This window comes from Salaquimonas pukyongi (genome assembly GCF_001953055.1).
Lineage (GTDB): Bacteria > Pseudomonadota > Alphaproteobacteria > Rhizobiales > Rhizobiaceae > Salaquimonas > Salaquimonas pukyongi.
On record NZ_CP019044.1, the window covers coordinates 100,935 to 120,186 of the forward strand.

Genomic DNA, 19,252 nt, shown 5'->3' on the forward strand with positions numbered 1-19,252 from the left:
AAGAACATTGTAGATAAACGCCATGCCTTCCCTATCCATGCTCAAGCAGATGGCCGGGCAGGACGGGCACTTGCCGGATGCCAATGCCGCGCAGGAGAAATCCCGGCTGTCTCTTGGCGTGCCTGCCATCGATGGCTGTCTTTCGGGCGGCCTTGCCCGGCACGGCTTGCACGAAGTGCGCTGCGCCCATGGCCGTGACATCGGGGCAGCGACGGGATTTGCCTTGTCCTTGCTGGCGCGGGCCGGAAAGGCAGGTGGCTCTGTGGCCGGGCGGGTCCTCTGGATCATCGATCCGGCTGCGGCTGTCGACGGCGGCCTGCCGTTTGCCGACGGCTTGCGGCAGCACGGCATTGATGCAGGGCGCCTTGTTCTTGTCCGGCCATCGCGGCTGAAGGATGCGGTCTGGAGCGCCGGTGAGGCGGCCAGATGCGGTGAATTGGCCGCGGTGATTGTCCAGATCAGGGGCAATCCGGCCGCCTTTGATGCAACGGCAAGCCGGCGCTTGCTGCTGCGGGCGCGTGAAAACGGTGTTTTCACCATGGTTCTGCGCCAGAGCGGCGGGGAAGAGGCGAGTGCTGCGCTGACACGCTGGCATGCGCGCGCCTGCCCCTCCCTGCCGGATGAAGGACTGTACGGCGAACAAACCCCTTGGGGGATCGGGCGCATGCGGCTTGCCCTGACCCTTGAGAAGAACCGCAACGGCCAGACGGGACAATGGCACGTTTCATGGAATCCGCGGACCGGAGCCTTTGAACATGCAGCGCAAAACCCACAAACAGCGCATCCTGGCAATCCTCTTTCCGTTTCTTGCCACCGACCGGATCGCCCGCCAGAAATGGGGCAGGTCCTGGCGCTTGGCCGGGCGTCCTGAAGGCCCTCCATTTGTTGTCATCGGCACAATCAAGAATGCCCAGCGCATCATTGCTCATGAAGAAGGAATGGAGCGCCATGGAATTGCCAGACAACAGAATCTGAGCGATGCCCGCGCCATCATTCCGGAGCTTGAATGCATCCGGCACGACAGCGCGGCCGATCACGCGCTTCTGTCTACCCTTGCCAGCTGGTGTGAACGCTATACGCCACTGGTGGCGCTGAGTGACGGCAATGGCCTGTTTCTCGACATTACCGGCTGTGCCCACCTGTTCGGTGGGGAAGCTCCCTTGCTGGCAGATCTTGAAACCCGGCTTGCCGCCCAGGGCTTCAAGGCCTCGGCCGCCATTGCCGATACCGCCGGAGCTGCCTGGGCCATTGCCTGGTACGGGACCGGCTACAAGACCCGGCGGATCGTTCCTGCAGACGAGCACCCGGCAGCACTCGAACACCTGCCCGTATCCGCCTTGCGCCTGCCGCAGCAGACAGCGGCCGAACTGATCAAGCTGGGCCTTGTCAACATCGGTTCCATCGCCGAACTGCCTCGCGCGCCGCTTGCCGCCCGGTTCGGCGCGCATCTGTTGCGCCAGCTCGACCATGCGCTTGGCCGGGAGGATGAAGTGCTCTCGCCCATGCAGCCGGTGGCGGAACTGGTTTCCGAAAAACGCTTTGCCGATCCGATCGTTCATGAAGAGGATATCCGGCAGATGCTTGCCCGGCTCATTGGCAACATCGTCCCGCTGCTTGAGCGCCGCGGTCTCGGCATGCGCCAATGCACGCTTCGCCTTTTTCGCGTCGATGGCGATGTCGTTTCGCTGAGCGTTCAGTCGGGCAATGCCCTGCGTGCGGCAGACCGCATGGCAGCGCTGTTTTACGAGCGCCTCGCTGCCCTGCATGATGGCAGTGAAGCCGGGTGGGATGCCGGTTTCGGTTTCGACCTGATGCGGCTGTCCGTCGAGGCAACCGAACCCCTTGCCGCAAGTCAGCATGACATGATTTCCAGTTCCGGCACACAGGACGGGATCGGGTATCTCCTTGACCGCCTGTCGGCAAGGCTCGGGGCGGCCAAAATTCAGGTTATCAAAGCCAATGACAGCCACATTCCGGAGCGCCGGGCCGCTTTTTCTCCCGCCATACATTCTGCTCCCGCCCGGTTCGGTTTGCATGAAAGCGCGCTGGCCGTTGCCGAGGCAGATACCGTGCGTCCCGTTACCCGTCCGCTTCTTCTGCTGACGAGGCCTGAGCTGATCGACGTTATTGCAGAAGTTCCCGACGGCCCGCCCAGCCGGTTCCGCTGGCGCAAGGTGCCCTATTCGGTCAACCGGTGCGAAGGGCCAGAACGCATTGCCTGCGAATGGTGGAAGGACGGGCGCGGATATCACACGCGCGATTATTACCGTATCGAGGATGAGGCAGGGTACCGTTTCTGGCTGTTTCGTCATGGGCTTTACGTGCGCGAGACCAGCGCTCCCAAGTGGTTCATGCACGGACTGTTTGCATGACGCCCGAAACCGCTTCCAAACCGGGTTATGTAGAACTCTGTGCGACCAGCAATTTCTCCTTTCTGCGCGGTGCCTCGCATCCCGAAGAACTGGTGCAGCAGGCAAAGAAACTCGGCCTTGCCGGAATTGCCATCACCGACCGAAACTCGCTGGCCGGCATCGTGCGCGGGCACATGGCCGCCAAGGAAGCGGGCATTGAATTTGTCACCGGCTGCCGGCTGGTATTCATGGATGGAACGCCCGACATCCTGATCTGGCCGAAGGACCGCAAAGCCTATGGCAATCTTTGTGAGTTGCTCAGCCTTGGAAAACGCCGCGCGCCCAAGGGCGAATGCCATCTGACCTTGCAGGATTTGCTTGCATGGGGCGGGCGCTGCCTGCTGGCTGTTGTGCCAGCCGATAGTCGGCCCGGCCCTGTTGAACAATGTCTTGAGCAGTTGCACCGTGCCTTCCCCGGACATGCCTATCTTGCGCTTTGCCGGCGGTATGGAGCGGGCGACCAGCGTCACTTTGCGGCCATGGAAGCGGTGGCGCGCAAGACGCAAACGCCGCTTCTGGCCATTGGCGACGTGTTCTACCACGTGCACGAACGGCGGGCATTGCAGGACGTTGTCACCTGTATCCGCGAACATGAAACCCTGACCAGTATCGGCACCAGACTGCTTGCCAATGCCGAGCGTCATCTTAAGGCGCCGGCAGAGATGCTGCGCTTGTTCAAGGGATATGAGCAAGCCATCCAGGAAACCGGAAAACTCGTCGCGCGGATCGGTTTTTCCCTCAACGAACTGTCTTATCAATATCCCGATGATCCGGTTTTCAGGGAACTTGGCGGCAAGCCCGTTCCTTCCCAGGAAGCGCTGGAGCGGTTGACCGCCATCGGATTGAAGAAACGCTATCCCGGCGGGCCCCCGCAAAAGGTGCTTGACGCGATTGCCCATGAAACCGCGCTGATCGGCAAGCTGAACTATGCGCCCTATTTTCTGACGGTCTACGACATCGTTCGTTTTGCCCGCAGCAAAGGCATTCTTTGTCAGGGGCGCGGCTCGGCGGCCAATTCCGCCATCTGCTATTGTCTTGAAATCACCGAGGTCGATCCGGGCAAGGTCGATCTTCTGTTCGAGCGTTTCATCTCCGAGGAGCGCAACGAGCCGCCCGATATCGATGTCGATTTCGAGCATGAGCGGCGCGAGGAGGTCATCCAGTACATCTATGAAAAATACGGGCGGGAGAAGGCCGGTCTGGCGGCAACGGTGATCACCTACCGCTCCAAATCGGCAATCCGTGAAGTGGGCAAGGTGTTCGGCCTTTCCGAAGATGCCATTACCGCGCTTTCCGGCACGCGCTGGGGCAGTCATTCCGGCGCACCCGATGCGCAGGATGTCCAGCGTGCGGGTCTTGATCCGAAAGACAAGCACATCATGCAGATGATGGATCTTGCCCGCCAGATCATCGGTTTTCCGCGCCATCTCTCCCAGCATGTGGGGGGCTTTGTGATCACCCGCGACCGACTCTCTTCCCTTATTCCCATCGAGAACGCGGCGATGAAGGATCGCACCATCGTCGAATGGGACAAGGATGATCTGGAGAGCCTCAACATGCTCAAGATCGATGTGCTGGCGCTGGGCATGCTGACCTGCCTGCGCAAGGCATTCGCTTTTTTGAAAACCCATTACGGGCGAACGGAAACCCTGTCCTCCGTCGAGGAGGACGACACGCCAACCTATGACATGATCTGCCGGGCGGACACGCTTGGCGTATTCCAGATCGAAAGCCGGGCGCAAATGTCCATGCTGCCCCGCCTGAGGCCGCGCTGTTATTACGATCTGGTGATCGAGGTGGCGATCGTCCGCCCGGGACCCATCCAGGGAAAGATGGTGCATCCCTATCTGAAGCGCCGCAAGGGGCTGGAGGATGTCAGCTACCCCAAACCGGAACTCAAACAGGTGCTGGAAAAGACACTTGGCGTGCCGCTGTTTCAGGAGCAGGCGATGAACATCGCTATTGTTGCCGCCCGTTTTTCGCCGGGCGAGGCCGACAAATTGAGACGGGCCATGGCGACCTTCCGCCGTGTTGGAACCATCGGAAATTTCAACCGCAAGATGGTCGAGGGCATGGTTGCCAATGGCTATGAGCGGGACTTTGCCGAGCATTGTTTTAGGCAGATCGAAGGGTTCGGCGACTATGGCTTTCCCGAAAGTCACGCGGCGAGCTTTGCCCTGCTGGTCTATGTCTCCTGCTGGCTGAAATGCCATTATCCCGACGTTTTCTGCGCCGCCATGCTGAATTCCCAGCCCATGGGGTTTTATGCGCCGGCCCAGCTCATCCGCGATGCCCGCGAACATGGCGTGGAAATCCGGCCTGCTGACATCAATCATTCCAGCTGGCATTCCACCCTCGAGGCGGGCGCAGAGCCCTGTGCCGTCAATGCACGCCACCAGGAAATGGCCGGCATCATGAAAAACACCCACGCAGTGCGGCTGGGGCTGCACCAGATCAAGGGGCTTGGCGAGACCGATGCTGAGCGGCTGGTTGAGGCCCGCGCCGGAGGCTATGCGAATATACGCGATGTGTGGATGCGTTCCGGTCTTTCGAAACGGGCGCTGGAAAAACTGGCCGATGCCGATTGCTTTGCTTCCATTGGCCTTTCCCGGCGCGATGCGCTTTGGGCGGTCAAGACCCTCGACCCGCTGAGCGCGGCGGAGCGCCTGCCGCTGTTTGCGGCGGCAAGCCAGGGTGCTGCCCGTAAAGACCTGCAAAGCGAGCCAGCGGTTGCCTTGCCCCTTATGCCGGGCGGGGAAGAAGTGATCAGCGATTACCGCAGTCTTTCCTTTTCCCTGAAAGATCATCCGATGCGATTTCTGCGCCGCCGCCTGCTTGCCCATGGCTGTGTGGAAAATGTCTGCCTGGAAAAAATGCGCACCGGAATGCGTGTAAAGGTAGCCGGGCTTGTGCTAGTGCGCCAGCGACCCGGCACGGCCAAGGGCGTGATTTTCGAAACCATCGAGGACGAGACCGGGATCGCCAATATTATCATATGGCGCAAGGTGTTTGATAAGTTCCGCACCATCGTTCTGGGCAGCCGCTGCATCGGCGTGCGCGGCAAGCTGCAGAACGAGGACGGGGTCGTCCACCTCGTGGCGGAATATCTGGAAGACCTGACGCCGATGCTTTCGGCCGTCGTCAACATGGATACCCCGCTGGACGGGCTTGCCCGCGCCGATGCGCTTCGAAAACCCGTCTACCAGACGGGGCCTGGAAACCGTCCCCGCCGCAGGCTGAGCCAGGTTTTCGATCAGGCGCTGGAGAGCGGCCGGAAAAACGATGCGGCGGTTTCCTCAACCCACCAGGTCCTGCCCAAGGGCCGGAACTTTCACTAACCGGTAGCGCTCCGAACTGCACCGCTCACTCATCCCCCATCTTCAGGGCCTGAATGAATGCCTCCTGGGGAATTTCCACCCGGCCGAACTGGCGCATTTTCTTCTTGCCGGCCTTCTGTTTTTCCAGCAGTTTGCGTTTGCGCGTTGCATCGCCGCCATAGCACTTGGCGGTCACGTCCTTGCGCATCGCCGAGATCGTCTCGCGGGCAATCACCTTGCCGCCGATGGCCGCCTGGATCGGGATCTTGAACAGATGCCGGGGGATCAGATCCTTCAGTTTTTCGCACATCGTGCGGCCGCGCTTGTCGGCCTGGCTGCGGTGCACCAGCATGGAAAGGGCGTCCACGGGCTCTTCATTGACAAGAATGCTCATCTTGACGAGATCGCCGGCCCTGTGACCGATCATCTGATAATCGAACGAGGCATACCCCTTGGAGATTGATTTCAGCCGGTCATAGAAATCAAACACCACCTCGTTGAGCGGCAGTTCGTAGGTCAGCATCGCCCGCTTGCCGACGTAAGTCAGCTCCGTCTGGATGCCACGCCGGTCCTGGCACAGTTTCAAAATGCCGCCGAGATAATCGTCGGGGGTGAGGATGGTTGCCTTGATCCAGGGCTCGTGGATTTCCTCGATCAAGGTCACATCGGGCATGTCGGCGGGATTGTGCAGCTCGATCGCCTCGCCGGATTTCATTTCCAGCCGGTAGACGACGCTGGGCGCCGTGGCGATCAGGTCGAGGTCGAATTCGCGCTCCAGCCGCTCCTGGATGATTTCAAGGTGCAACAGTCCCAGAAAGCCGCAGCGGAAGCCGAAGCCGAGCGCTGCCGATGTCTCCATTTCGAAGGAGAAGCTCGCATCGTTGAGGCGCAGTTTTCCCATCGCGGCGCGCAGGTCCTCGAAATCGGCGGCATCGACCGGAAACAGCCCGCAAAAGACCACCGGTTGCGCCGGCTTGAAGCCGGGCAATGCGGTCTGCGTCGGTCGCTTGTCCTCGGTGATCGTGTCGCCCACGCGGGTGTCGGCAACCTCCTTGATCGAGGCGGTGATGAAGCCGATTTCCCCGGGCCGCAACTCGCCGGTCTGCACCATTTTTGGCGTGATGACGCCGACGCGCTCGACCGGGTATTTGGCGTCGGTGCCCATCATGCGGATGGTCTGGCCCTTCTTCAGGACCCCGTCGATGACCCGCACCAGAACGATAACGCCGAGATAGGCATCATACCAGGAATCGACCAGCAATGCCTTGAGCGGTGCATCGATGTCGCCATCCCTGGGCGCCGGCAGCTGCGTGACGATCGCTTCCAGCACATCGCCAATGCCAAGGCCCGTCTTGGCGGAAATCTCGATCGCCCCGGAAGCATCCAACCCGATCACCTCCTCGATCTGTTCCTTGATGCGCTCGGGCTCGGCCGCCGGCAGGTCGATCTTGTTGAGTACGGTGACGATCTCGTGGTCGTTGTCGATGGCCTGATAGACATTGGCCAGCGTCTGCGCCTCCACGCCCTGGCTGGCATCAACCACCAGCAGCGAGCCTTCACAGGCCGACAACGAGCGTGAAACCTCATAGGCGAAATCCACATGGCCGGGGGTGTCGATCAGATTGAGAACATAGTGTTCGCCGTCCTTCGCATCGTATTCGAGCCGAACCGTATTGGCCTTGATCGTGATGCCGCGCTCACGCTCGATGTCCATGGCGTCGAGCACCTGGTCCTTCATCTCGCGCTTGTCCAGGCTGCCGGTTTCCTGGATCAGCCGGTCGGCCAGCGTCGACTTGCCGTGGTCGATATGGGCGACGATGGAAAAGTTGCGGATGCGGTCGCGTCCGGGATAGGTGGAATTGCTGCTCATGGTGCGAGCATATAGAGGCGCCGGCGCCAAACGGGAAGGGGAAAATTACCGGCATCCTGCATGAACGGGCCTTCATGTCAGCGCCACGTCGGCGCCGATGGCCAGAAGGCTGCCTCCGCCGTTTCGCAAAGGGGCGTACCGGAGCGCCGGCATTGCCCGCGCGGCCCGCCGGTACAGCGTTTTCGCTGGCGGCAGCGCATCCACATGCAATCGCGCCATTTGCCGGCAAAATGGGCCAGTGCCTTTTTCTGCCTGAACCGGGCAATGGGATGATCGGAAAAGCGAAGCGCTGGTGCAGCTTCTTCGGCTTCCTGAGGATGTGCATCATCGCCCACGCGGCACCTTCCTGTCCGTGGCATGCATTGGTTTGAGGAAACAAGCACAAACCGCGGGGCGGCCTCGCCATGTTCCTGGGGCATTGCGTGCGGCCCCGAAGGCCGCCCCGCGCGGAGATTTTGGGTGCCGGGAGGCTATTCAGCACACAGTCCAGCCCGGCCCTCGAGCAGGCCCATGGTCCGTCGGGCTTTGCCCAAAGCAGACAAGACCCTTCACCAACGGCGCTGCGCTCCGCTGCTGCCTTCCTCCGTCTCGACGGCGATCGATCAATCCGGCGTTTGCGCTGGAAGACAGTGGGCAAAGGATAGGGGGAAGAAATGGGAGCGGGGATATGTTTTTCACCTGAAATCGCACGTAGACCGCAATAATGGGACCGCAGCGAAGCGAAGGGATGCGCAAGATTTCAGGCACAAGGATGACTACGGAGGGATTTGAGCCTGTCGAAGGGGCGCAGGTTGTTTTGTGCTGAACCCCTCAGGGGCTTCCCTCGTCCTTCGCCCTTCGACAAGCTCAGGAGGCTCACCATGAGGCAAGAGCGGGCATGTTGTCCCCGATACCCGCTTAGGGCAAGGCTTCATCCCACCACCGCCGTCATTCCTGTGCTTGTCGCCACTGCCCGGCAGGCGATTGCCTGCAATCGCCGAGAGGAGGGAATCCATTCCATGATGTGCCGATGTTCGGTGTGGCAGGCATGGAAGATTCCGGCCCGTTGCTGCCTTTCAAATCCGCTGCGCGTGGCTCACCGAAGCGGTCATTGGTAAAAGCTGCATTGGCTGGTGAGGGCTTGAATAAGTGTGATTTGGTTGCTGATAAACGCGCCGGCTAACCCGGGTTTTTATACGCGGGGTCGCTAAAGCGACACGGTCTGCCAATGAGGCAGACCAAAAGCCTAATTGGTGAAGGTGAGCCGACCGAACAGGCTGGCATCGTCCCCTTCGACACCAATCATTCCGCCAATCGTCGCGGCAATATGGGTCCCATTGCTGGTCCACTTGGCCCGAAGGGATGCTTCGATGAAGTCCTCTCCGGCATCTGGATTGGCTACATCAACACCAAACAATCCGATCAAACTACCGCTGAAGCCCGAACCGCTACTGTTCAAGTGGGTTCCCCATGCAACCGACGAGGTCACCTCCATGGTCTGCGTGACTTGCAGTTTGCCTTCGATCCCAAGACGCAAGGTGCTCATTGCCTGGTCGATGTCGTCAAAGATCGCCGGGAAACCACCTCCGCTCTCGGTGTAGCCATCGAGTTCGACCTGGCTGTAGCGAAGGTTGGCAAAGGGCGTTACGCTCTGCATGGGTCCGGTTTGAATACGCCAACCGGCTTGCATCTCGCCCCCATAAGCAGAGCCATTTGTCGTACCTTGAGACATGTCTGTCCCCGAGCCGTTCAAATAGGCACGCTCAATATCAGCTTCGATGCTTACCCATGCCGCTGAGGCTGCAACCTGTGGACCGCTGGTGGGTTCTCCTGCAGCAATAAAGCCTCCGATCCCATAGCCGAAATGATCGCTGCTGCCGCCCCCGGCAAGATCGCTCTGACCACCAATCAGTGTCGGTCCTATACCAGTGCGGAAGCCAGTTGCTCCCCTGTAAGCAAAGCCGCCTGCCAAGGCACCGGTGAGTTGCTCCAGGTCATCAAGCGAGGACGTGCCCTGACCGACCATGTATGCGCACCAGCGATCTGAGAAATCATCAGGCTTTGGGGTACTGCATGCTCCATTCCAAGCCACATCGAGGAGACCTGCCGAGGTATCGTGAACGCTGTATTGAAGCCGCGCTGTCACACCGGCAAGGCTCGCAACGGAGTTCTGGGCAGCAGATGCGGTGATCAAGCCCGAACCGAGCCGGGCAAGCCATGCCTCTGTATTGCCGGATGGATTGTTGCCATATCCAACGATCACATCACCGGCATCGCTTACACCTTGCGCCGTATCAAGAGACCAGCCGGTCATGTCGATGCCGTCATCGACCAGTAGCTGCCTGACGCTCTCCATCCCGATTGCTTGGGTCCATCGAAAGGCTTCGAAACCACTTCCACCATGGCTTTGGCCGACGATAACCGATCCGTCGCTGGATGCGTCATGGGCGGAGCTATAGAAAGCGCCTCCAGGCAGATCGCCCAACCCCCGCATTCCCCCCGATTGTGTCCACCGAAACGCTTCTGTCCCGTTTGCCGATGCACTTTGTCCGACGATGGTGGAACCGTCTGATGAAATCCCAAAAGCTTGCGATGACGCACTGCCACCCGGCAGATCGCCCAACCCGACCATTCCGGTTGCCTGCGTCCAGCGGAAGGCCTCGGTTCCAAGAGCGGAATTACCTCGACCGACCACGATAGACCCATCACCGGAAACAGCAAATGCTTGGCTGTCGAATCCACCGCCGGGCAGATCGTCAAGGCCGACCATGCCCGTTGCCTGCGTCCAGCGAAAGGCTTCGGTTCCAGACCCCGAATTGCCTCTGCCAACAATCACGGACCCGTCAGAGGAAACGCCAAGGGCATTGCTGTTGAAACTCCCTCCAGCCAAGTCACCGAGCCCAACCATTCCGGTTGCTTGCGTCCAACGAAACGCTTCAAAACCACTGGCAGATTCGCTTTGTCCCACGACAACAGAACCGCTGGCAGATACACCAAATGCATTACTTGAAAAGGACCCTCCTGGCAGGTCACCCAGTGGGGTCATGCCGGTTGCTTGCGTCCAACGAAACGCCTCATCGCCATTACTCGAGGAACCGCCACCAACTACCGCAGTACCATCTGCAGAAATGCCAAATGACTGGGTAAAAAACCCGCCCCCGGTAGGTCCCCCAAGGCAAGGAACTCTGCGGACTGAGCGTTCGCCGAGGAGGCAGACAATCCCAAAAAAAGACAGGCGGTCATCGCACCCGACAGCACAGTGCCAATCGACGTTGATTGCCACTTTTTTGAGATGCTGTTTGTGCTGGTCTTCAGCGACGCGTTCACGATATCCCCAAACGTGACTCGTTCAAAGGTAACAAAATCTTATTGGTAAGCTAATCGAGAAAGCTTGCCACTATCTGCGTCTTGGACACAGCAAAACCCGGTCCAATTTGGGCTTGTTACTACAACGCTGTTGCCGAAATCACACAGTTTGGGCCTTGATCAATGGTCTGGTTGTTTGAGGATCGAACGCGGTGATCGGACGGGAAGGTACGGGGGCGATGGAATTCAGCACCAATAACTGGTTCTCTTGGACCTGTTGATTGCTTTTGCCAGTTCCAGAACTTCCGCTTCCCTTCCCCTTCACCCCTTCTCCTCGTCCACGATCTGCCGTGCCCTTAGAATGTCGCGTTCGGAGACCTTGCCGCTCCAGGAAAGCTTCTTGTAGTCGAAGCCGTATTCGATCGTCGGTTTGACGATGCGAAAATACGGCGACAGGTCGAAGTCGCGCGGGGTAAACAGCGAGTGATGGCGGATGTGCAGGATCTCGCCCCGTGCATAGCGTGACTCCGCATGCGCCCGCCCCGGCGCCAGCGTCACCTCCGGCAGGATGGGGTATTTGATCGACTGAAAGGCCTGGGCGATCAGCGAGGAACAGATCGCCTTGGTCGGCTCCCCCGAGCCGAAGGCCAGCATCCGCCGCCGCCAGCGGATGGGCACTGGCGGGGTTGGGAAGAAATAGCGCAACAGGTCGAAAATGTTGCGTGTATCGTATTTCAGCCCGATCTTCGAGATCATGAAATCGATCGCTTTCTGGCGGTCTTCCTTGGTCAGCCCCACCGGACGGCAGATGCGGGTGTTGTAGCTTTTGTAGCGGTCGAGGGAAGTGGCAACGCAGCCCTCGCCGAGATTGACCTCGATCAGCACGCATGGCCCGCCATGCTTCGGATCGGTTTTGTCCAGCACATCGCCCACATAAAAGGCGGCATGGCTCCAGGTCGACTGGGTCAGATACTTGATCGAGGCAGAGACGAACTGGTTGCCCTCGATCAGCAGAATGTCGCCTGGCTCCAGGGTGCGCGACAGGGTTGCCGGGTCCGATGGGGTATAGGGCCGGTAGCCGGAGGATTCCTTGACCAGCACCCGGGCAAGAAACTTCCCGATTTTTTCCAGCGCGGTATCGAAAATGCCCATTGCCGATATTGCCCGATTGTCTCGTATCCGTTTGTCGCGTCTTCAGGGAGATTGCAGATTTCCGCCCTCCTCCCCCGGGGGCGGCCGGCAATTCCCATTGCGCCTTTTGTGGCGCGGATGACCGTTGCCGTCAAATCACGGCAGTTCACGTCCATCTGTCCGGCATTTATCCGAGCGGACAGGGCACGGCATCCTGTTCTTGACAATTAATCAATCGTTTGATTAAACTTGTGGCACGCAGCCGGGTGCTACGGCCCGGCGCCGGTTGGCTGCGGCGCGGAACGGATCCTGAAGAAGCTGGTCCCCCCGCAGCCGATACCGGAACTGCCGAAAGCAGCACGATGAAAAAGCCGCCATCATCAAGGAAAGAAGCGCGACCTGAAGAGACGCCGGATCAAAAGGGCCGGGCGGATGCCTCTGCCGGTGGCAGCCGCGAGGCGCTGATTGCCGCCGCCACCGCCCGGTTCGGCGAGGCAGGCTTTGCGGCAACCTCGATCCGGGCGATTGCCGCCGATGCGGGGGTCAACCTGTCCCTCATCTCCTATTATTTCGGTGGCAAGCAGGGGCTGTACGAAGCCTGTGCCCGCGACATCGTCGCCAAGCTTTCCGCCATTGCCGGGAACGCCATTCTTCCCTTCGGCGGCAAGGCAGGCGAACTGCCGCCACCCGATGCCTCGCTTGCGGTGCTGGAACGGGCCCTTTCCGCAATGGTCGATTTTCTCGTTCGCCAGCAGGCATCCCGGCCCATCGCCCGCTTCATCATGCGCGAACTGGGCAGTCCCGGCCTGGTGCTCGATATTCTTTATGACGAGATCATGCAGCCTGTTCATACCGCTGCCTGCCGGCTCTGGGCTGCGGCCACCGGCGGCGAACCGGACAGCCAGACGGTGAAGCTCACCGTGTTTTCGCTGATCGGCCAGATCGTGTATTTCCGTATCGCCCGCCCGGTGGTGATGCGCCGGCTTGGCTGGCAGCAGATGGGAGAAGCGGAGGCCGACGCCATCAAGGCGGCCATTACGGCCAATCTGCGCGCCGCCGCCCTTGCCGCCCGGCAGGCAAAAGAGGTGCCCGCTCCCGCCACTGCCAGCACCGCTGCCCGTACCACAGAAAGGAAAGCGCCATGACCGGCCTGCTTTGTTCCCTGCCGCTGGCGGCAACCCTGATCCAAACCTGTGCCCCGCCGCCACCATTGGCAACCGGTTATGTGGAAGGCGAGTTCGTGCTGGCCGCCCCTGTGGAAACGGCGCGGCTTGAAACCCTTTCCGTGCGGCGCGGCGACCGCGTTAAAGCCGGTAGTGTGCTTGGCAGTCTTGAAAAGCGCGACGCGGAAATTGCCGTTGCCCAGGCGCGCGCTGCCCTGGCCGAGGCAAAAATGAAGCTGGAAAACCTGCGCACCGGCCGCCGGGCGGAGGAAATCGCCGTTCTGGAGGCAGCCCTTACCTCCGCTGCCGCCCAGGCAAATGAGGCCGAGCGCACGCTTGAGCGCCAGCAGAACCTGATCAAACGCGGCGCCACCACGGCGGCCCGGCTGGAAGATGCGGTAACGGGCGCTGAAGTTGCCAAGGCCAAGGTTGCCGAAACCCGCGCCAATCTTGCCGTTGCCCGGCTGCCCGCGCGGCCGGCCGAGATTTCCGCCGCCGAGGCCGGGGTCCAACAGGCACAGGCCGCGCTTGAAAATGCCCAGTGGCGGCTTTCCCAGCGCGAACTGACGCTTCCCGTGGCGGGCACGGTCTATGACATCATCCGCAATCCGGGCGAAATTGCCGGCCCCCAGGCACCGGTCCTCTCCGTCCTGCCGCAAGGTGCCGTGAAACTGCGCGTCTACGTGCCAGAATCTGCACTGGCGCAGCTTTCGGCCGGCAGCATGCTGGCGGTCAATTGCGACAACTGCCCGCCGGGGTTGACAGCAAGCATCACCTATATCGCCCCGGATCCCGAATTCACCCCGCCGGTCATCTACTCGATCGATAGCCGGCAGAAACTTGTTTATCTCGTCGAGGCCTCGCCCTCCGGCGGTGCTGCAATGCTCAAGCCTGGCCAGATCGTCGATGTCGATCTGGCGCAATCGGGCGGGGACGGTACCCGATGACGGATTTTTCCCCAGCCGCAGCCTTGCCGCAAGGCGGGCGCAAGAGCGAAGCGCCGGTGATCGATGTGCGTGATCTGGTCAAGCGCTTCGGCGACAAGACCGTGGTCGATCATGTTTCCATGAAGGTTTCGAAGGGCGAGATATCGGGATTTCTCGGGCCAAACGGTTCCGGCAAGACCACCACCATCCGCTGCATGTGCGGCCTGCTGCGTGCCGATAGCGGCGAGGGCAGGGTGCTGGGACATGACATCCGCACCGAAGCCTGGAAAATCAAGCGCGAAACCGGCTACATGACCCAGCGCTTTTCCTTTTACGAAGACCTGTCGATCCGCGAGAACCTGCAATTCGTCGCCCGCCTGTACGGTCTTGCTCCGGGCGCCGTCACCGGAACGCTGGCCGATCTGGGTCTGACCAGCCGCCAGCATCAGCTGGCCGGCACCCTTTCGGGCGGCTGGAAACAGCGCCTGGCGCTGGCTGCCTGCATCATGCACAAACCCAGATTGCTGCTGCTTGACGAGCCGACGGCCGGCGTTGATCCCAAGGCGCGGCGCGATTTCTGGGATGAGATCCATCAACTTGCTTCTGACGGCCTGACGGTGCTGGTCTCCACCCACTACATGGACGAGGCTGAGCGCTGCCACCGCATCAACTACATTTCCTATGGCAGGCTTGTCGCCTCCGGCAGCGTGGCTGAGGTGTTGGCTTCGGCGGGACTGACCACCTGGGTCCTCGAAGGGCCGGATCTTGGCGTCATTGCGCGCGAACTGGAGGGCATGCCGGGGGTCGACCAGATCGCGCCCTTTGGCGTGACCCTGCATGTGGTGGGACGCGACGCGGCGGCGCTGGAGCGCTCCGTGCGGCAGATGGCAAAAGCCCATGGCGTTGCCGCTGCCAGGGGCGAAACCAGTCTGGAGGATGTGTTCATCCAGTTCATGGCAGGGTCAACCGACAACATGAGCACCGGTGCGGCAAGCAGGGGCGAACATCACACAACCGGAAAGCAGGCATAGAATGGGCCGCTTCTTCTCCTTTGGCCGCCTGTTTGCGATGCTCGCCAAGGAATCGATCCAGATGCGCCGCGACCGCATCACCTTTGCCATGATGCTGGGCATTCCCCTGATCCAGCTCGTACTGTTCGGTTTTGCCATCAACACCGATCCCAAGGGACTGCCCGCCGCGCTTGTTTCCGCCAGCCAGGACCGGTTTACCCGTGCCATGGTAAGCGCGCTGGAGCTGACCGGCTATTACCGTTTTCACAAGACAGGCATCTCCGCCACCGAGGCCGAGATGCTGATCGAGCGCGGCGATGTTTCCTTCGTCGTTACCATTCCCTCGGACTTTGCCGTGCGGGTCCAGCGCGGTGACCGGCCGCAAATCCTCATCGAGGCCGATGCCACCGATCCTTCCGTTGCTTCCGGCGCCATCTCGACGCTGGAAACGGTGGTTTCAAACGCCCTGCTGCGTGAGCTCGGCACGGAGGCTGAAACCGCACGCCGCGCCGCCAATGCCATGCAGGTGGTCGTTCACCGCCGCTACAATCCGGAGGGCATTACCCAGTACAACATCGTGCCCGGCCTGCTCGGAGTCATCTTGCAGCTGACCATGGTGATGATGACGTCGATGGCGCTGACGCGGGAAACCGAGCGCGGCACAATGGAAAACCTGCTTGCCATGCCCGCAAGCGCTGCCGAAATCATGCTCGGCAAAATCCTGCCCTATCTGGTGGTCGGTGCCGTTCAGGTGGTTGTCGTGCTGGTTGCCGCCAAGCTGTTGTTCGATGTGCCGTTTGTCGGCTCGCTCGTGCTGTTGCTGTTCTGCATTTTACTGTTCGTGCTGGCACTGGTCCTGCTCGGCTACACCATCTCCACCCTTTCGCGAAACCAGATGCAGGCCATGCAGCTTACCTTCTTCTTCTTCCTGCCTTCCCTGCTGCTGTCGGGCTTCATGTTTCCTTTTCGCGGCATGCCGGTATGGGCGCAGTATTTTGGCGAAATTTTTCCGCTCACCCATTTCCTTCGGGTTATCCGCGCCATCATGCTGAAGGGGGCCGACTACCCGGTCGTTTCCGGCGAAGTGGCGGCGCTCATCCTGTTCGCCCTGCTGTTTGCAGGTCTTGCCCTGGCGCGGTTCCGCCGCACCCTGGATTGACCTGTGGCAAGACGTCCGGTGCTGTTGACTTGCACCCTGTGGCTAATAGATTGGAATCATTCTAATTCATTCCTACAATCCGATTTTCCCTCAGGCAGGTACTGGTCCGATGGTTCTTTCGCTCTTTTCGCGGTTTGCCGATTTTTCAAAACGCCGGTTTGACGACCTTTCCGAACAGGAAATGCTGGCGCTCGCCATCTCCTCGGAAGAAGACGATGGCCGCATCTATGAGGCCTATGCCGAGATGCTGCGCGAGGAGTTTCCCGATTCGGCGAAAATCTTTACCGAGATGGCCGAGGAGGAAGACGAGCACCGCCGCTGGCTGATCGATCTGCACAAGGAGAAATTCGGCGACAAGATTCCGCTGATCCGCCGCGAGCACGTGCGCGGCTTTTATGCCCGCAAGCCGATTTGGCTGGCCAAGGGAACGCTGGCAACCATCGGCGGCATCGATGCGATCCGCAAGCAGGCAGCCGACATGGAAACCCAGGCAGCGCGGTTTTATTCGGCGGCCATGAAACGCGCCAAGGATGCCTCGATCCGCAAACTGCTGGGCGATCTTGCCCGCGCCGAAGCCGGCCATATCGGCGCGGCCATGAACGCCGAGAAAAAACACACGCCCCAGGATGTGCGCGAGGAGGAGGAGGCCGCCGAACACAAGCAGTTCGTGCTGACCTATGTCCAGCCGGGACTGGCAGGGCTCATCGACGGCTCGGTTTCAACCCTGGCGCCGATCTTTGCCACCGCCTTCGCGACCCAGGACACCTGGACGACGTTCCTCGTCGGTCTGGCAGCCTCCGTCGGGGCCGGTATTTCCATGGGCTTCACCGAGGTTGCTTCCGACGATGGGGTGATTTCCGGCCGGGGTTCGCCGATGATCCGCGGCGTGGTGACCGGGGTGATGACGACACTGGGCGGTCTTGGCCACGCCCTGCCCTATCTCATTCCCGATTTCTGGGTGGCGACCTATACGGCAATTGCCATCGTTTTCGTGGAACTCGCCGTGATCACCTGGATACAGCACAAATACATGGAAACCCCGTGGCTGAAGGCAATGATGCAGATCCTCCTCGGCGGCGCGCTGGTCCTCGGTGCCGGCGTACTGATCGGCAGCGGGTGAGGGCTTGGCGGGCGTTACGTTCCGTCGATGGAAGCCGTTGCTTCCGGGCTGCTTTCGAGATCAGCGAAATGAGTCCTGGCCCCGACTCCCTTCAGGCTGAAGTTAAATACGCACGGACTTGTTTTGAACACCTTTGAGGCGTATTTCCCATCCATCGATTTTGCTTGTCGGACTTTGTTTCCAGAGCTTCGCGCTCACAGCGATATTCCTCTCTCAACGTCGATCTTACCGGTTTGCCCCTGAATACGTGGCGGCAAACCATTTGCTATGACCGATTGAAAGGAATTCGTCATGAACACGGGAACAGTTAAGTTCTTCAATGCAAACAAGGGCTTTGGCTTCATCGCGCCCGACGACGGCAAACCGGACGTCTTTGTCCACATCTCTGCTGTCGAAATCTCAGGCTTAAGTACCCTCGTTGAGGGTCAAAAGCTCAATTTTGATGTTGTACTCAACTCAAAGTCCGGAAAAAACGCGGCAGAGAATCTGCAGGCCCTTTAAGTATCATCCCTGATTGGTGACCACGGATGTACTGGCTCCACTCAACGGGACGAAGGGAAGAGGTCGGGTTCCAATACCCGGCCTTTTTGCATTTTCATGAAGCAAAGGGGGAATCATGGCTGGTATGTCGAAGCTACACGTTCCGTTTCGATCTGTGCGGTCAAAAGCCGAGGTCAAGGCAGATGTCACAAACCGTACAGCGCGCGCGATAATCGACGACGAAGTCAAGCGCCGCAAGGCAAAGACAGAAAAGCTCCGCAAAGCGCGCTTGTCCGGTGAAACTCAGAAAGTCACCGACACACCACCCGGCAAAAATAAGGGAGCGAAGGCTGGCAAGCGAATACAGCGCACGCCTGTGAGCGAGAGCCGGACGAACGGGAGGAAACCTCAGTGAACCCCTTTGGCGAGACGGCAAAAAATCTCTTCATGTGGCTGCTGATTCTCCTTGTGTCAGGCATCGCAGGAGTGATGATCTATTTCGTTCTGACCAGCATCACCGTTTGAACAGGTGTGTAGAATGGAGCTTATGAGCTATGTCTTCACGCTTCATGACGACAAACGATGGAAGGCTGCCATCGAGTATGAGGGAGAAGGGGAGCCCTACATAGTGACACACTATTTTGAGGCGATGTCCGATTTGCTTCGCATCATTGAACACGGACCGGCTCTGGATCAGCTTGTCCGCTGTACCGTCATACCAAACAGAAAAGACAGTGCGGGCGAAACAACCCGGCGCGTGTAACATCACTTGCGTTCAAAACCCGAATACCGGCGCAAAATCGCACCGTTGCCTCGATCGCGGATCCGCCGCGCAACTGGCTCGCTTCACGTTTCGACAGCGGGTTAGCCGGGTACAACGGTTAATTCCGTTGGTTTTGTGCCATGCATTCAGTTCTTCGGTTTCGTAATAACCTGACCCCGGGTTTCCCGGGATGCAGAACCTTCTGGTGATGAGTTGTCCGGCTCGGGCACTGTTTTTTTGTCCGCCGGGGTATCATTCCTGGCGGTAGTTGTCTTGTCAGCATCCCGCCTGCCTTGCGCAGCAGGAGTTTTTTCAAACCGTATCATTTCGCGTCGCTTTCCCTGATCGGAATCTGTGGCATCACCCGGGCGTGCCTGTGAGTTTCAACATGGTGTCTTTGACGCTCCCGCGCACTTCAAACGTGCGTTGACCTGCAAGTTCGATGGTCGTGGTGTCGCCGGATGATCCGTAGCTGACCATGATTATCTGATTTGCATTTACAAAAATGCTTCTGTCGGATGTTGTCTTTTGGAATTCGCAAAAATTCGACATGCAATCCTCCCTCGTGAGGCGAATGTATTCCCTTCTGGCGAAATAGATAGCGATATTTGAAGCGG

Annotated in this window: 15 protein-coding genes; 11 read left to right on the forward strand and 4 right to left on the reverse strand. The window is 59.7% G+C overall.

The features are described 5' to 3' along the window. Positions 1-22: 22 nt before the first annotated feature. Genes BVL55_RS16325 through BVL55_RS00575 form a run of 3 tightly spaced genes read left to right on the forward strand, consistent with a single transcriptional unit; the run spans position 23 to position 5,749 of the window. Positions 23-871 (forward strand): ImuA family protein, encoded by an 849-nt coding sequence (locus BVL55_RS16325; protein WP_156892367.1) that lies wholly within the window; start codon positions 23-25, stop codon positions 869-871. Continuing rightward, positions 756-2,372 (forward strand): Y-family DNA polymerase, encoded by a 1,617-nt coding sequence (locus BVL55_RS00570; RefSeq protein WP_075995272.1) that lies wholly within the window; start codon positions 756-758, stop codon positions 2,370-2,372. Before BVL55_RS16325 ends, BVL55_RS00570 begins: the two co-directional genes overlap by 116 nt. Further along, the gene (locus tag BVL55_RS00575) at positions 2,369-5,749 is read left to right on the forward strand and encodes an error-prone DNA polymerase (protein WP_075995273.1); all 3,381 of its coding nucleotides are present in this window, start codon (positions 2,369-2,371) and stop codon (positions 5,747-5,749) included. Before BVL55_RS00570 ends, BVL55_RS00575 begins: the two co-directional genes overlap by 4 nt. A 25-nt stretch (positions 5,750-5,774) precedes the next feature. Here the strand turns inward: BVL55_RS00575 and lepA are convergent, their stop codons facing one another. From lepA to BVL55_RS00595, 4 genes are all read right to left on the reverse strand, one after another. Then, on the reverse strand, positions 5,775-7,598 hold the full coding sequence (gene lepA / locus BVL55_RS00580) for a translation elongation factor 4 (protein WP_075995274.1): 1,824 nt from the start codon (positions 7,596-7,598) through the stop codon (positions 5,775-5,777). A 77-nt stretch (positions 7,599-7,675) separates the two neighbouring features. After that, positions 7,676-7,933, reverse strand: a complete 258-nt coding sequence (locus tag BVL55_RS00585; protein ID WP_156892368.1) for a hypothetical protein — start codon at positions 7,931-7,933, stop codon at positions 7,676-7,678. A gap of 890 nt (positions 7,934-8,823) precedes the next feature. Next, entirely contained in the window at positions 8,824-10,623 is a 1,800-nt protein-coding gene (locus BVL55_RS00590; protein ID WP_075995276.1) for an autotransporter domain-containing protein, read from the reverse strand. Between the two features lie 581 nt (positions 10,624-11,204). Then, complete coding sequence (locus tag BVL55_RS00595) at positions 11,205-12,035, reverse strand: C40 family peptidase (RefSeq protein WP_156892370.1); 831 nt, start codon at positions 12,033-12,035, stop codon at positions 11,205-11,207. Positions 12,036-12,376: 341 nt separating this feature from the next. Here BVL55_RS00595 and BVL55_RS00600 point away from each other — a divergent pair, with 341 nt between their 5' ends. From BVL55_RS00600 to BVL55_RS00635, 8 genes are all read left to right on the forward strand, one after another. Then, a complete protein-coding gene (locus BVL55_RS00600; RefSeq protein WP_075997780.1) occupies positions 12,377-13,159 on the forward strand; it encodes a CerR family C-terminal domain-containing protein in 783 nt (260 codons plus the stop codon). Then, positions 13,156-14,124 (forward strand): HlyD family secretion protein, encoded by a 969-nt coding sequence (locus BVL55_RS00605; RefSeq protein ID WP_075995278.1) that lies wholly within the window; start codon positions 13,156-13,158, stop codon positions 14,122-14,124. The genes BVL55_RS00600 and BVL55_RS00605 overlap by 4 nt, the downstream gene beginning before the upstream one ends. Then, positions 14,121-15,134, forward strand: a complete 1,014-nt coding sequence (locus BVL55_RS00610; protein ID WP_083649281.1) for an ABC transporter ATP-binding protein — start codon at positions 14,121-14,123, stop codon at positions 15,132-15,134. Before BVL55_RS00605 ends, BVL55_RS00610 begins: the two co-directional genes overlap by 4 nt. Position 15,135: 1 nt before the next feature. Continuing rightward, on the forward strand, positions 15,136-16,272 hold the full coding sequence (locus tag BVL55_RS00615) for an ABC transporter permease (RefSeq protein WP_075995279.1): 1,137 nt from the start codon (positions 15,136-15,138) through the stop codon (positions 16,270-16,272). A 109-nt stretch (positions 16,273-16,381) separates the two neighbouring features. After that, entirely contained in the window at positions 16,382-17,392 is a 1,011-nt protein-coding gene (gene mbfA / locus BVL55_RS00620) for an iron exporter MbfA (RefSeq protein WP_075995280.1), read from the forward strand. 291 nt (positions 17,393-17,683) lie between these two features. Next, positions 17,684-17,893, forward strand: a complete 210-nt coding sequence (locus BVL55_RS00625; protein ID WP_075995281.1) for a cold-shock protein — start codon at positions 17,684-17,686, stop codon at positions 17,891-17,893. A 115-nt stretch (positions 17,894-18,008) separates the two neighbouring features. After that, entirely contained in the window at positions 18,009-18,287 is a 279-nt protein-coding gene (locus BVL55_RS16775; protein ID WP_075995282.1) for a hypothetical protein, read from the forward strand. Between the two features lie 123 nt (positions 18,288-18,410). Beyond that, complete coding sequence (locus tag BVL55_RS00635) at positions 18,411-18,635, forward strand: hypothetical protein (RefSeq protein ID WP_075995283.1); 225 nt, start codon at positions 18,411-18,413, stop codon at positions 18,633-18,635. Positions 18,636-19,252 lie beyond the last annotated feature (617 nt).